This window comes from Phreatobacter oligotrophus (assembly GCF_003046185.1).
GTDB lineage: Bacteria > Pseudomonadota > Alphaproteobacteria > Rhizobiales > Phreatobacteraceae > Phreatobacter > Phreatobacter oligotrophus.
The window spans coordinates 373588-386860 of sequence record NZ_PZZL01000001.1 but is presented as its reverse complement, the minus strand read 5'-3'; the positions used below and the strand labels follow the sequence as shown (position 1 = coordinate 386860).

Annotated in this window: 16 protein-coding genes; 8 read left to right on the top strand and 8 right to left on the bottom strand. The window is 70.1% G+C overall.

The window, feature by feature from the left end; translation table 11 throughout:
• Position 1 precedes the first annotated feature (1 nt).
• The 3 genes from hmuQ to C8P69_RS01835 form a co-directional block, all read right to left on the bottom strand.
• Positions 2 to 346 carry a heme-degrading protein HmuQ gene (hmuQ, locus tag C8P69_RS01845; protein WP_108174149.1) on the bottom strand — a complete coding sequence of 115 codons (345 nt, stop codon included), beginning with the start codon at positions 344 to 346 and terminating at the stop codon, positions 2 to 4.
• 38 nt (positions 347 to 384) lie between these two features.
• Positions 385 to 1569 carry an energy transducer TonB gene (locus tag C8P69_RS24390; protein ID WP_146167264.1) on the bottom strand — a complete coding sequence of 395 codons (1185 nt, stop codon included), beginning with the start codon at positions 1567 to 1569 and terminating at the stop codon, positions 385 to 387.
• Positions 1570 to 1822: 253 nt separating this feature from the next.
• Positions 1823 to 4018: a TonB-dependent hemoglobin/transferrin/lactoferrin family receptor gene (locus C8P69_RS01835; RefSeq protein WP_108174147.1), complete on the bottom strand. Its 2196-nt coding sequence runs from the start codon at positions 4016 to 4018 to the stop codon at positions 1823 to 1825.
• A 228-nt stretch (positions 4019 to 4246) separates the two neighbouring features.
• Here C8P69_RS01835 and hemP point away from each other — a divergent pair, with 228 nt between their 5' ends.
• From hemP to C8P69_RS01815, 4 genes are read left to right on the top strand one after another with little or no spacing between them, the layout of a single operon-like run.
• Complete coding sequence (gene hemP / locus C8P69_RS01830; protein ID WP_108174146.1) at positions 4247 to 4441, top strand: hemin uptake protein HemP; 195 nt, start codon at positions 4247 to 4249, stop codon at positions 4439 to 4441.
• Positions 4438 to 5316: a heme/hemin ABC transporter substrate-binding protein gene (locus C8P69_RS01825; protein WP_108174145.1), complete on the top strand. Its 879-nt coding sequence runs from the start codon at positions 4438 to 4440 to the stop codon at positions 5314 to 5316. The genes hemP and C8P69_RS01825 overlap by 4 nt, the downstream gene beginning before the upstream one ends.
• Positions 5317 to 5318: 2 nt before the next feature.
• Complete coding sequence (locus C8P69_RS01820) at positions 5319 to 6410, top strand: FecCD family ABC transporter permease (RefSeq protein ID WP_425440734.1); 1092 nt, start codon at positions 5319 to 5321, stop codon at positions 6408 to 6410.
• Positions 6407 to 7243 carry a heme ABC transporter ATP-binding protein gene (locus C8P69_RS01815; RefSeq protein ID WP_108174144.1) on the top strand — a complete coding sequence of 279 codons (837 nt, stop codon included), beginning with the start codon at positions 6407 to 6409 and terminating at the stop codon, positions 7241 to 7243. Before C8P69_RS01820 ends, C8P69_RS01815 begins: the two co-directional genes overlap by 4 nt.
• On the opposite strand, the gene C8P69_RS01810 is transcribed toward C8P69_RS01815, so the two are convergent.
• Positions 7213 to 8136 carry a LysR family transcriptional regulator gene (locus tag C8P69_RS01810; protein ID WP_108174143.1) on the bottom strand — a complete coding sequence of 308 codons (924 nt, stop codon included), beginning with the start codon at positions 8134 to 8136 and terminating at the stop codon, positions 7213 to 7215. The two genes, C8P69_RS01815 and C8P69_RS01810, sit on opposite strands and share 31 nt — an antisense overlap.
• A gap of 22 nt (positions 8137 to 8158) precedes the next feature.
• Here C8P69_RS01810 and C8P69_RS01805 point away from each other — a divergent pair, with 22 nt between their 5' ends.
• Entirely contained in the window at positions 8159 to 8842 is a 684-nt protein-coding gene (locus C8P69_RS01805) for an NADPH-dependent F420 reductase (protein ID WP_108174142.1), read from the top strand.
• A gap of 36 nt (positions 8843 to 8878) precedes the next feature.
• Positions 8879 to 9265 (top strand): GFA family protein, encoded by a 387-nt coding sequence (locus tag C8P69_RS01800; protein ID WP_108174141.1) that lies wholly within the window; start codon positions 8879 to 8881, stop codon positions 9263 to 9265.
• 12 nt (positions 9266 to 9277) lie between these two features.
• Here the strand turns inward: C8P69_RS01800 and C8P69_RS01795 are convergent, their stop codons facing one another.
• The 3 genes from C8P69_RS01795 to C8P69_RS01785 all read right to left on the bottom strand — a co-directional run bounded on the left by C8P69_RS01795 (position 9278) and on the right by C8P69_RS01785 (position 10960).
• Complete coding sequence (locus C8P69_RS01795) at positions 9278 to 10051, bottom strand: substrate-binding domain-containing protein (RefSeq protein WP_108174140.1); 774 nt, start codon at positions 10049 to 10051, stop codon at positions 9278 to 9280.
• Between the two features lie 110 nt (positions 10052 to 10161).
• Entirely contained in the window at positions 10162 to 10587 is a 426-nt protein-coding gene (locus C8P69_RS01790) for an RrF2 family transcriptional regulator (RefSeq protein ID WP_108174139.1), read from the bottom strand.
• Between the two features lie 67 nt (positions 10588 to 10654).
• A complete protein-coding gene (locus C8P69_RS01785) occupies positions 10655 to 10960 on the bottom strand; it encodes a hypothetical protein (protein ID WP_108174138.1) in 306 nt (101 codons plus the stop codon).
• A gap of 187 nt (positions 10961 to 11147) precedes the next feature.
• On the opposite strand from C8P69_RS01785, the gene C8P69_RS23715 reads away from it, so the two are divergent.
• Positions 11148 to 11315 carry a hypothetical protein gene (locus tag C8P69_RS23715; RefSeq protein ID WP_170118090.1) on the top strand — a complete coding sequence of 56 codons (168 nt, stop codon included), beginning with the start codon at positions 11148 to 11150 and terminating at the stop codon, positions 11313 to 11315.
• A 16-nt stretch (positions 11316 to 11331) separates the two neighbouring features.
• Here C8P69_RS23715 and C8P69_RS01775 read toward each other — a convergent pair whose 3' ends face one another.
• Positions 11332 to 12111, bottom strand: coding sequence for a GntR family transcriptional regulator (locus tag C8P69_RS01775; RefSeq protein WP_245901830.1), 780 nt, complete (start codon positions 12109 to 12111; stop codon positions 11332 to 11334).
• 251 nt (positions 12112 to 12362) lie between these two features.
• Between C8P69_RS01775 and C8P69_RS01770 the strand changes: the two genes are divergently transcribed.
• A complete protein-coding gene (locus C8P69_RS01770) occupies positions 12363 to 13268 on the top strand; it encodes a VOC family protein (protein ID WP_108174136.1) in 906 nt (301 codons plus the stop codon).
• Positions 13269 to 13273: the final 5 nt, after the last annotated feature.

Below are 13273 nucleotides of genomic sequence, written 5' to 3'. Positions count from 1 at the left end.
CTTACTCCGCGGCGACGGACGGCGCGCCGTCGTTGCGCTCGACGATGATGGCCTCGAAGCCCTCGAACTCCGGATGGCCCAGCGAGGTCGGCTTGTTCTGCTGGCCGGCGCGGGCATGCGACTTGCGGAACTGCTCGGACTTGGTCCAGGCCTCGAAATTGGCCTTGGACTGCCAGACCGTGTGGGAGGAATAGAGCGTGTGATCCTCGCGCTCCGGGCCCTTGAGCAGGGCGAATTCCACGAAGCCTTCGAGTTCGCTCAGATAGGACTGACGCGTCCGCCAAATGGTCTCGAAATCGGCTTCGGCGCCCTTGATGACCTTGAAGCGGTTCATGGCGATGTACATGGCGGGTCCTCCTGGCTGGTCGCTTGGACTGGCTGACGTCAATAAAGAGAGTAGTTGATGCCCGTCGTAAAGCTGGCGGGACTTCCGGCCGGGTTCGGCGGGAAGGGCTGGGCACGACGCACCATGGCGAGCGTCGCCTGATCGAGAACGGCCGCCCCGGACGAGGTGGCGATGGACACGGACGACACCGCGCCATTGGCGGTCAGCGTGAAGGAAACGGCGGCGCGGCCGCGGATGCCGGCATCGCGCGCGTGGTCGGGATAGACCTTGAACCGCGCGAGATGGGCGAGGACGCGCTGGCGCCAGGCGGCGACGGCCGCCGTCGTCGCGGCCCCGGTCGTGCCGTTGGCGTCGGATTGCTGGCGGTTGCGCTGGCCGGCGCCATCACCCCGCTCGGCCTGGGCGGCGGCGGAGGCGGCCTGCCGGGCGGCGCGGGCCGGACGGTCCGGCTGCGGCGTTGCCGCGGCCTGGCGGGTCGGACGGGTCTGGTCGCGCGTCACCGGCGCCTCGCGGCGGGTCGGCGGCTGGCGCACGGCCTCGCGGCGGACGGCCGACGGCGGCGTCGCAGGGCGCAGGGCGGGCGCCGGCGGCGGCGGCAGGACCGGCTGCGGCGGCGCTGTCTGGAGTTCGGCAAGCTGGTTCGCCTCGGCGGGCGCCTCCGCCTGGGCGAGAGCGGCCGGCTGGGGCGGCGTCGCGGCCTGTTCCGGCACGGGCGGAGCCGGGGTCTCGACCGGCGGCGGTTCCACCGAGCGCTCGGCGGCCGCCAGGCTCTCCGGCAGGGGCGGCGGTGGCAGCTGGTCGACGAGGCGCTCGGCCATCGTCAGGGGATCGGGCTGCGCGACGGGCGGCTCGTCGGTGGGCACGGGCGACGGATCGAGAGCCGCCATCTCGGGCGGCGTCTCGGCGGGCGGTGCCTCGACCGCCTGGCGCACCTCGCTGGCGATGGCCGGATTGACCGCCTCTTGCCTGCCGCTCGCAGAATCCTGCTGCGATGCGGAGCCGGTATCGGCGGCCACCACCATCTCAACGGCGATGCCCTCCTCGCCGGCCGAGATCGGTGCCGGTGCCTTGAGGCCCAGCCAGACGAAAGCGGCGGCTGCAGCCCCATGCAGGGCGATCGAGGCGATGACCGACAGCGACAGGCGCCGCGCCGGCATGGGACAGGTCGAGACTGCCCGCTCCGGCGCGATGGCGACGGCCGCACCCGCGGCGTGATCGTCCATCGCGGCCGCAGAGATGATGACGGCCGGCGCCGGGACGGCGGCGGCCGGCTCCGGCAACGGGAGGATGACGGGAGGTGCGCCCTCCCCCCGCTGCGCGGCGGCACCCGGGGATGCCGAGCCGGACAGGCCCGTCCGGGTCTGCCCATCGCTACCGACGAGGACGGGCTCGACGCGCGCACGGCCGCGGGACCGGGACGCCATGGGACGCCCGCCCTCCATCCGCCGTGCCGTCGCCGCGCCCGCCATGTCGGCCTCAGAACTTCGCGGAGACGCTGAGCGAGACCGACCGGCCAGGAGCCCGGAAGAGCTCGAGGTTGGCATTGGTCTTGGTCAGGCCTGCCACGTCGATGGCGTTGAAGTAGCGCGCGTTGAAGACGTTGAAGACGCCGGCACGCACGGTGACATTGCGGCTGATCTCATAGGCGCCGAGCACGTCCATCGTGGCATAGGCGCCGGGCTGGAAGATGTTGGCGGCGCTCACCCGCGTCTTGGCGGCGGCGGCGCGGATGCGACCCTCCAGCATCCAGTTCTGCGGGCTGTTGTAGCGCAGGCCGGCGACGCCGGTGACCGGATCGATGCTGTCGATCGGCAGGCCCGTCGTCTGGTCGGTGCCGTTGGCGTAGGCGACCGAGCCATAGGCGGTCCATTCGGGGTTGATGCGGTACTCGCCCTTGGCCTCGAAGCCCCAGATCCGCACGGACTGGAGGTTCTGGTACTGGAACTGGGTCAGGCCCGCCGGCGAGATGCCAACCGTCACCGTGTTGATGAAGTCGTTGTAGAGATTATAGAAACCGCTGACCTGGAAGCTCGAGCCGTCGGCGAAGCGACCACGCAGGCCGGCCTCGAAGCTGTTCACGGTCTCCGGACGCAGGCCGAAATTCGGCAGGATCTCGTAGAACTGGGCGGCATTGGAGAACGCGAAGTTGGCGTTGTCATAGGGCGGCGCGCGGAAGCCGCGGGCATACTGGCCGAAGAGGCGGAAGTTCTCGGTCAGGTCGTAGGTGGCGCCGAGCTTCGGCGAGACGGCGAAGGCCGAGACATTGCCGATCGGGAAGCCGGGATTGGAGTTGTAGAAGGCGGCATCCGGCTTCGGCGACAGGTGGTAGTAGTCGAAGCGCACGGCCGGCGTGATCCGCAGCCGACCCCAGGAGATCGTGTCCTGGATGTAGAAGGCGCCCTGGATCGTCTCGGTGTCGGGGAAGTTCTTGTTCGGGTAGGTCTCACCGCCGATCGGGCCGGTCAGCTGCTGGCCGGTGGTCAGGTCCGTCTCGGTGCGCATGCGCGGGCGGGACGACCGGGTGAAATCGGCGGTAAATCCGTAGACGAAGTGGTGATCGAGACCGCCGAACTGGCGGCGGGCGCCGAACTGGGTATCGATGCCGAAGATCTGCTGGCGGAAGTCGAAATCCGACACGCGCAGGCGGTTGGCCGCGCCATTGCCGGCCGGCACGCGGCGGAACTCGTCGGTGTGCTCCTGGCGATCGAAGTCGGTGGCATAGACCATGACCTTGATCTCGTCGGCGATCGACCAAGACAGCTGCTGCGTCCAGTCGAGGCTGAGGCGGAAGCGCTTGTTGGTATCGTGGGTGATCTGGTCGGCGATCGAGGTGGTGCGGGCCGAGATCAGGTTGGTGCCAACGCCGCGCCACAGCGCCTCGGCGGTCAGGCGCCAGCGGCCGGAATCCGGGGTCTCATAGACCAGCTTCGCCAGGATGTTGTTGGACTGGAAATTCTGCGGATTGGCGCGGCGGGTGGCCGAGTTGATCTGCGTCTCGGTGCCGTCGCGGCGGGTGTACTGGAGGAGGAACTCGAAGGGCCCCTTGCGCGCCGCGCCGGTTAGCGTCTCCGAGAAGGAGCGGTTGACGCTGTTGAACGAGAACCGCGTGCCCGCATACCAGTCGCGGCCGACCTCGCGCAGATAGTCGCCGGGGTCCTTGGTGGTGAAGGAGACGACGCCGCCGATGGCATCCGAGCCGTAGAGGGCCGAGGCCGGGCCGCGGATGACCTCGACGCGCTTCAGGTCCTCGTAGTCGACGATGTCGCGGGTGTAGAGACCCGGGCCGACATTGGAGCCGGGATAGTCCGGGATGCGCGTGCCGTCGATCTCCAGGCGGACGCGGTTGTCGCCGATGCCGCGGATGAAGAAATTGCCGGCGCCGACGCGTGTCGGGGCATTGCTGACGGCAAGGCCGGGCTCGTTGCGCACGAGGTCGCGCGGACCCTGGATGAGGTTGTTCTGGAGCTGCTGCTCGTTGACGACGGTGACCGTGCCGGGCGCGTTGTAGACCGTCGACGGCGTGCGTTCAGCCGAGACGGTGATCTCGTCCTGGGCGGATTGCGTGCGCTGCTCAGCCGGCTGGGACGGAGCCTGAGCGAGGGCCGGCGTGGCGGCGAGGACGAGAGTGGAAACGGACGCGAGAAGCGCCGCGCAGCCGCGACGGGTGAGCATGATCGAACCTGCAAGCCTGAATGACGTGTTGTTGTCGGCTGGCTGGCATCGATGCGCGGGCACCGGGCTGGCTGGCGGTCTGGTCCGGCCGGGTTGACCGGTCGCGGCGCTGTTGACGATGCCTAATTAACCTGACTATCAATGTCAACAATAGTCGGTGTGGAAGCAGTTTTTAATGTTTCCAGACACTTCGGCCTGATTGTTATCATTCCAAACTAGGCTTTTCCCATGATCGCATCCCCCGAGCCGGCGCCCTCTCCTGTGCGCTCCAGCCGCGAGGCCGGCGTTGAAACCCCGGCGACGGTTCCCACCGTGGAGGTCACCGCCATCCTCGGCGCCGGCCGCGAGGCGGTCATCCTGCACAAGGGCGAGCGCTATCGCCTGCGCGTCACCGCCAACGACAAGCTGATCCTGACCAAATGACCCGCGCACCTATCCCGTCGCGGCTGCTGTCGCGCCGCAGCCTCCTCGCGGCCACCGCGGCCCTCCCGCTGGCGCCCGGGGCCCCCCGCGCGGCCGAGCGGCGCATCGTTGCCGCCGGCGGCGTCATCACCGAGATCGTCTATGCCCTTGGCCGCCAGGACCTGCTGGTCGGCGTCGATACCACGAGCCTCTTCCCCGCCGCCGCGCTGAAGGACAAGGCGCAGGTGGGCTATGTCCGCGCCCTGTCACCGGAAGGCGTCCTGTCGCTGAGGCCCACCGATCTCCTTGCCGTCGAAGGCGCGGGGCCGCCGGATGCGCTGAAGCTCATCGCCGAGGCTGGGGTGCGCGTCGAACGCGTCAGTGAGGACACGTCGGAGGCGGGCGTCGCCGGGCGTATCCGCGCCATCGGCCGCTTCGTCGGCGCCGAGGGCGAGGCGAACACCCTCGCTGCGCGCGTCGAGGAGGGATTTGCCGGGCTGAAGCGTCGCCGCGACGCCGTCGCCGCCCGCAAGCGCGTGCTGTTCGTGCTGTCGCTGCAGAACGGCCGCGTCATGGTCGGCGGGGCGAAAAGCAGCGCCGACGCCATCATCCGCTATGCCGGGGCGGTCAATGCGGCGGACAGCGTCGAGGGCTTCAAGCCGCTGACCGACGAGGGCCTCATCGCGGCGGCACCGGACGCGATCCTGATGATGAGCCACAACGACCATGCGGCCTCGCCCGACCAGGTCTTCGGCATCCCCGCGCTCAGCGCCACGCCGGCCGCGAAGACCCGCAGCCTCATCGCCATGGACGGGCTCTACCTGCTCGGCTTCGGCCCGCGCACGCCGGATGCGGCAGCCGACCTGATGACGGCTCTCTACGGCAAGGCGGGCTGACGGTGACGCTCGCCCTGCCCTCCCCGGCGGTCGCCGCGCTCTTCGCCTCGCAGCGGCGGCGAATCGCCGTCGCTGGCGGCGTGATCGCCGTCGGCCTCGCCCTGCTTGCCGTCCTGTCGCTCGGCAGCGGCGCAGTGCGCATCCCGCCGGAGCGCGTGGTGGCCGTCCTCTCCGCCTGGATATCCGGCGACCGGGAGGTGCTCGCCAGCCGCGAGGCGCTAATCATCCTGTCCATCCGCGTGCCGCGCCTCATCCTCGGCGCGCTGATCGGTGCGGCGCTCGCCGTGTCGGGGGCGCTGATGCAGGGCCTGTTCCGCAATCCCCTCGCCGATCCCGGCCTTGTCGGCGTGTCGTCGGGGGCGGCGCTCGCCGCCGGTTTCACCATCGTGCTGGGCGACCGCATCCTCGGCACGGTCTCGGCGCAGCTGCCCTTCATCCTGCTGCCAGTCGGCGCCTTTGTCGGCGGCCTCGCCTCGACGCTGATCCTCTACGCCATCGCCACGCGCCACGGACGCACCTCGGTGGCGGTCATGCTGCTCGCGGGCGTCGCGCTCGGCGCCTTCGCGGGGGCGCTGACCGGCGTCCTCGCCTTTGTCAGCGACGACCGGCAGCTGCGCGACCTCACCTTCTGGTCGCTCGGTTCGCTCTCCGGCGCCAGCTGGACGAAGGTCTGGACCGTGGTGCCTCTGGTCCTTCCCGTCCTGCTCGCCGTGCCGCTTCTCGCCCGCGGGCTCAATGCCCTGCTGCTGGGCGAGGCCGAGGCCTTCCATCTCGGCATACCCGTCCAGGCGCTGAAGCGCGCCGTCATCCTCATGGTCGCGGTGGCGGTGGGCGCGAGCGTCGCCTCGGCCGGCGTCATCGGCTTCGTCGGCATTGTCGTGCCGCACCTGCTGAGGCTGGTCTTCGGCCCCGACCATCGCACGTTGCTGCCCTTCGCGGCGCTGCTCGGCGCGGGCCTCCTCACCGGCGCGGATCTGGCGGCCCGCACCCTCGTCGCCCCGGCGGAGCTGCCCATCGGCATCCTGACCGCCGCCATCGGCGCCCCCTTCTTCCTGTGGCTGCTGCTGAGGCGCGACCGGAGCCTCGACTCATGAGCCCCCTCATCGAAGCGCGCGACCTCACCGCCTCGTTCGGCGGCCGCAAGGTGGTGGACGGCGTCTCCCTCACCCTCGGCGAGGGCGAGATGATCGTCGTGGTGGGGCCAAACGGCGCGGGCAAGACGACACTGACCAAGCTGCTGACCGGCGAGCTCGCGCCCGATTCGGGCGAGGTCCTGATCGGTGGCGAGAGGCTGTCGGCCGTGCCGCCCTGGCAGCTTGCGGCGCGGCGGGCGGTGATGGCGCAGGCGAACCGCCTCGCCTTCCCCTTCACCGTCGCCGAAGTGGTGCGGATCGGCATCGACGGCGTCGGCCGGGCGCTGACGCGGACGGGCCGCGAGGCGATCATCGCCGAGGCGCTCGCGGCGGCCGATATCGGCCATCTCGTCGCCCGCGGCTACCAGATGCTTTCGGGGGGCGAGCAGCAGCGCGTGCAGTTCGCCCGCACCTATGCGCAACTGCGCGCCGGCCGGGTCGCGGCCGAGCGGCAGGTGCTCTTCCTCGACGAGCCGGTGGCGAGCCTCGACCTCGCCCACCAGATCGCGCTGATGGACTGCGCCCAGCGCCTCGCGCGCGAGGGCATCGGCGTCATCGCCGTCCTGCACGACCTCAATCTCGCCGCGACCTTCGCCGACCGGATCCTGGTGATGAGCGCGGGGCGCTGCCACGCCTTCGGACGACCGGCGGATGTGGTCACCCGCGCGACGGTGCGGGACGTGTTCGGGGTCGACCTGTGCCGCGACGCCGCCGCCGGCGGCCTGCCCGTGGTGCTGCCGCAGCACCGGGACGCGGCGCCCCGCTATGCCCCCGCGACAGCCGCGGCGAGCTGACGGCGCAGCCACAGCGTCCGGGCATCGGCATCGTTGCGGCGATGCCAGAAGACGGAGACCGGGAACCGTCGCACCTCCACCGGCGGCGCGGCGGTGACGAGCCCGAAACCGCCGGCGAAGGCCTCCGCCACGCGCGCGGGGAGCGTCACCAGCGCGCCGGACGCGGCGACCGCGGCCAGGGCCGGCAGGAAAGCCGGCAGGGCCAGCATGACGCGCCGGCTCCGCCCCAGCGCCTCCAGATGGTCATCGATGACGCCGCGCATGTCGCCACCGGGTGAGATGAGCACATGGTCGGCGGCGCAATATGCGTCGAGCGAGACATGCGGGGCGTCCGGCAGGGCCTCCGGCCGGCCGGCGACGCGGTAGCCCTCCTCGTAGAGCAGTTCGGCGGACACCATGTCCGGCCGGTCCCAGATGAAGCCGATCGACAGGTCGGCCCGCCCCTCCGCGAGCGCGGCCACCGCCTCGCCGCGGGCGAGCGGCAGGACGGAGAGGCGCAGGCCCGGCGCATCGAGCGCCATCCGGCGGGCCAGCGGCGGCACCACGACGGATTGCGCCGCGTCGAGGGCCGCGATGCGAACGATGCCGGTCGCGGCCGCCGGATCGAAGGCGCGGGCCGATCCGAGGGCGCCACGCAAGGCCTCCACGGCGCCGCGCACGGCAGGTTCCAGCGCCAGGGCAACCGCCGTCGGCTCCATGCCGTGGGGCCGTCGCAGAAAGAGATCGTCGCCGAAAATGGCCCGCAGGCGGCGCAGCGCCTGGCTGACGGCGGACTGCGTCAGCCCGAGTTCGGCCGCGACGCCGGCCGCCTTGCGCAGCCGGAGAAGGCCGAGAAAGACCAGCAGGAGCGTGAGGTCGAGCCGTCTGAGTTCAGTGTTGCTGAAGTCTGCCATGATACCATTTCGATAACGTGAAATGGCCGATCCGCCTATCGTGGCCTCACCGGATCAACGAGGGCAGGCCATGCGCATCGCCATCATCGGCATTGGACGGGTCGGACGCGCCCTGGCGCAGGGCCTCGGCGGCAAGGGTCACGCGGTCACCCTCGGCACGCGCGACACGGCCTCGGAAGAGACGAAAGCCTTCGCGGCAACGGTGGGCGCGACGGTGGCAAGCCCGGTGGATGCCGCGGCTGGTGCGGAGGTCATCATCCTGGCCCTGCCATGGGAGGCCGCGGAAGGTGCGATCCGCGCACTGGGCGGCCTTTCCGGCAAGGTCGTCATCGACTGCATGAACCCGCTCGGCATGGTCGATGGCGCGCTGGGCTTGACCCTTGGCCACACGACAAGCGGCGGGGAGATCGTCGCCGGATGGCTGCCGCAGGCCCGGGTGGTAAAGACGCTCAACCAGGTCGGCGCGGCCATCATGGCGCGCAATGCCCATCTCACCCACCGTCCCGTCCAGTTCGTTGCCGGTGACGATAGCGGCGCCAAGGCCGTCGCCATGGGGCTCCTCGCCGATCTCGGCTTCGAGGCGCTGGATGCCGGCGGCATCGCCAAGGCGCGGATCCTGGAACCCTTCGCCATGGTCTGGATCAACCAGGCCCTGGCGCGGGGCAAGGGACCGGACTGGGCCTTTGCGGCCGTTACAGGGGCCTGACGCACCCGCTCCCCCTCCCCCCCGAAAGGACACGACATGGCCGACATGCTCCATGCCTCCTGCCATTGCGGCAAAATCCGCATCTCCCTGCCGGCGGCGTCCGCTGGCGTTCTCGCCTGCCATTGCGGCGACTGCCAGAAGATGCACGGCAACTTCAACGCCTTCATCGCCGCACCCGTCGGCGACGTGACCATGGAGGGCGCGGATTCCCTGACCTGGTACCAGTCGTCGGAGGCGGCGCGGCGCGCCTTCTGTGCGACCTGCGGCGGGCGCGTGCTGAAGGAGGTCACCGCCGCCGGCCGCTGGCTTATCTCGGCCGGGCTCGTCGACGGGCCGACGGGCAAGCGGATCATCAAGAACCTGTGGGAGCCGTCGAAGCCCGACTGGTACGACCTGCCGGCGACGAGCGCGCCGCCGGCGTGAGCCGGCGATCGTTCAGCGCGGCCGCTCGAGGCCGAGGCGGACGAGGACCGGCTGGTGTTCGGCGCGGGCGGCATAGGCGATGAGGCTGCGGGCGAGGTCCGGCTGCTGCGAGCCCTGCGCGACGCCAGCGGAGAAGATCGTCACCCGCTGGACCGCCTCCGGCAGCGGGCCGACATAATCGACGCCGGGGATCGGCAGGAGTTCGCTGACCTGCTGGAAGCCGATCTCCGCATCGCCCCGGGCAACGACGGTGGCGACCCGCTCGCTCTCGATGCGGCGGCCACGCTCGCGCATGGCGTCGGCAAGGCCGAGGCGCGGGAACAGCTCGTTCGAGAGATAGACGCCCGACGCGCTCGCCGACCAGGCGAAGGACCGCGCCTCCCTCACCGTGCGGGTCAGCGCCTCCACGGTCGAGATGTCAGGCTTCGGCGCGCCGGCGCGTACCACCATGCCGATGATCGAGCGGGCGAGGTCGACCCGCGATCCCGGCGCGACGCGACCATCGCGAACGAGGGCGTCGAGCGCGTCGCCCGCCAGCATCACGACATCGGCCGGCTCGCCGCGGGCGAGACGCGAGGGAATCGAATCGGGCGCGCCCCCCATCGAGGCGCCGCCGACGATGACGATGCGGTGGCCGGTCTCGGCCTCATAGGCCGGGACGATCTGGCGGAAGGCCTCGGCAAAGCCGCCCGAGGTCATGACGCGGATCTCGGCGGCCAAGGTCGCGCTCGCGCCGACCATCGCCGCCATTGCGAGGACGAGACATCCCCAGACCATCCGCCTCATGCGCGCCCCCTGCCCGTTTGTCGTTGGGGCAAAGCCTAGCGGCGGCGATCACGCCATGGAATGTCGTGGAAATGCGAGGTGGGGGTCGGACAAGACCCGCCCGCCCGGGCTCACGCCACCTTGGTGCTGCGGGCGGCGGGCTGCACGGCCAGGGCGCGCGGCTCGATATCGGCCAGGGTCGTTTCCTCAAGCGGCTGGAAGAAGCCGCGATGGGCGCGGAAGATGAGACGCGAGACGGGGTCGCGGCTCTGGTCGGCGGCGAGGAAATTGACCGGGCAGTCCGCCGGCTCGAAGGCGCGGACGATCTCGGCGACCTTCATCTCGTCGGCGGCGCGCACCAGGCGCAGGCCGCCGTAACGGCCGCGCTCGGCCTCAATGAGGCCGGCCCGCGCCAGGGCATGGGCGGTCTTCTGCACGTTGAGGAAGGTGATGCCGGTAATGGCGGCGAGCTCGGCGGCCTTCACCGCCTTCGGCCAGCGGGCCGAAAGCTCGGCCATCAGCCGGATCGCGTCGACGGTGCGTTGGTTCAGCCACATCGGCTCTGTCTAACCCATGGCGACAGAAGGGGAAAGGTCGCGTTGGCCGCGTCTTTTTGCCGTCGCCTCAGCGCAGGAAGCCGTCGAGCACGTCGTCGATGCGGCGGGTCGGGGTGCGCTGGCAGTCGGAGGTCACGCGGGTGAAGACCTGCTCGGCATTCATGTTGCGGAGGATGTCGCGGTTCTTGTGGAAGGCGGAGGCGGAGAGATAGCCGAGCATCCACTGGCGGTATTCGGCGGCGCGCGGCGTCGTGCGCACCTGCAGCCAGGTCGAGCAGGTGTCCGTGCCATGGCCAAGGATGAGAACGGCCCGGGCTTCGCCGGCAACGGCGAGCGAGAGGGCGGCGGCGGCGGCGATGGCGGCAAGACGCATGGCGGTGACCTTTCGGGGCGAGGGTCGAGGCGGACTTGGTCGAGGCGGGCGAGCCTAGAGCCGGTGCGCGGAATCGCAAGCGGGTGAGCCGTGCCGTTGCCTCGATCCGCGAGGTAGGCGGCCGCGGTGGCGGAACGATGACGGCGGCCGGCGGTTGTCCGGACATCAACGCGCCGAGGAGGCTTCCATGATCATGCAGAACGCGCCGGTCGTCTTCGGCACGCCGCAGCCGCCGATGCCGGAGCCCTTCCCTTCGCCCGGCCCGCAGCCGATCCCGCCGCAGCCGGAGCAGCCGGATCCCGGTCCCATGCCGCCCGTGCCGGAAGACCCGATCCAGACGCCCGACACGATGTGATCCCCGGCGATCCGCCTCATTCCGCCGCGACGGGGCGCGCGACAGTGGCGAAGCCGCCGGGTTCCGGGCTCAGGAACTGGCTGGCATTGGCGATGACGTTCTCGGTCGTCTCGCGGATATGGCGCTCGATCAGCTGCCGCGCGGCATTGGCGTCCCGCGCGATGACGGTATCCATCAGCGTGCGGTGCTCGACGTCCTTCGGCCGCCACTTCGCACGGAACTGGCAGGACATGCGCTGGTAGCGATTGGCGCGCTGGAAGAGCTTGTCGCGGAAGTCCAGCAGGGTCGGCGACCGGCAGGCCGCGACGAGGGAATAGTGGAAGCCGCCATGGAGCTGCGACCACTCGTCCGAGAGATAGTAGAGCTCGCCGAGGCGGGCCTTCAGCCGGTCCATGCGGTGGAAGGCGGCGATGATCTCGGCCTCCCAGTCATCGGTGCCATGGATGATCGACCGGCCGATGCATTCCTGGTCGACCAGCACGCGCACGTCGGTCAGGTCCTGCAGGTCCGACAGGTAGAGCGGCGCCACCATGAAGCCGCGCTGGCCCTCGCTGACCACCAGCCCCTCGGCGACGAGCCGTGAGAGAGCCTCCCGCAGCGTCGAAAAGCTGACCGCATAAAGCTCCTTCAGCGGTTCGAAGCGCAGGCGCGTCCCGGGCTTGAGGGTGCAGCTGATGATGTCGTGGCGCATCCGCTGCAGCACATCGGCCGCCCGCGTCTCCTCGGCACCTCTGGGCTCCGCCCGTCCCGCCATGACCTCGCCCTCGTCCGTGCGGCCGGTCAGCGCGGCCCGCATCCCGTCCTGTATCGCAGCTTCGCCCCTGCGACGCAAATTCTGCCGTTTGTCGAAATAGCCGGCATGGAGCTGCCAGCGATCCATCACCTGACTGCCCAAAGGCATGGGATGACGATCAAACCCGCCTCTCATGTGCCACGATAGACCAACTTGATGATTTTCGAAATTTCTTCATGACATCGAAATTCGGTTGATCGCCTCCCCTGCCCTGCGCTAGGACTCGGCCCAACGAGAAGACGGGAGGAGTGGCGATGACGCACCTGGTGCATGCCATCGGGCACATGAAGATCAACACCAGCGTCGCCGATGCGGTGGTGCGGGAGGCGACCGAGATCCTCGGACTGCGCGTCACGCGGAACGGCAACGGACAGACCTGGCTCAGCTCCAATGGCCGCGCCGTCGAACTCGTGCTGGTCCATGCGGGCGAGAACTCCGCCCATACGATCGGCCTCGAGGCGCTGACGGTGGACGCCGTGCGCGCGGCGGAAGCGAAGGTGGCGGAGGCGGGCTGCACCGTGGTCAGCCGCACGCCGAGCCTCGATTGCATGGCGGCGGGCTTCACCTTCTTGACGCCCGAGGGCCTGCGCTTCGAGATCCATACGCCCATCCGCGATGATCTCGCCGGGCGCCGGTTCCCGACCTACGGGGTCAGCGCCAACCGGATGGACCACATCAACCTGCTCACCCCCGACCCGGCGGCGACCCGCCGCCAGCTCGAGATCATCGGGGGGATGCGGCTGTCAGAGCGCCTGGTGAACGACAGCCTGAGCTGGATGTATGGCGGCAACCGCCAGCACCACATCCTTGGCCTCGTGAAGGGCAAGGGGCCGGGCGTGCACCACATCTCGTTCGAGTTCCTCGACGCCAGCCAGTTCATCCGGCTCGGTGACACGCTCGACCGCTTCGACAAGCAGATGCTCTGGGGCCCCGGCCGCCACCGGCCCGGCGACAACGTCTATTCCTATTACATCGACCCGGCGGGAGCGATGATCGAGTGCTCCAGCGGTATGTCGATCATCGCCGACGACGCGACCTTCGAGCCCAACGTCATCACCAATCTCGAACGGCCCGGCAATGTGCGGGCGATGAACGTCTGGGGCACGCCGGCGCCGCTCGAATGGCGCGAGTTCCACTTCCCCTTCACCGCCGTCGCCTGACGCCG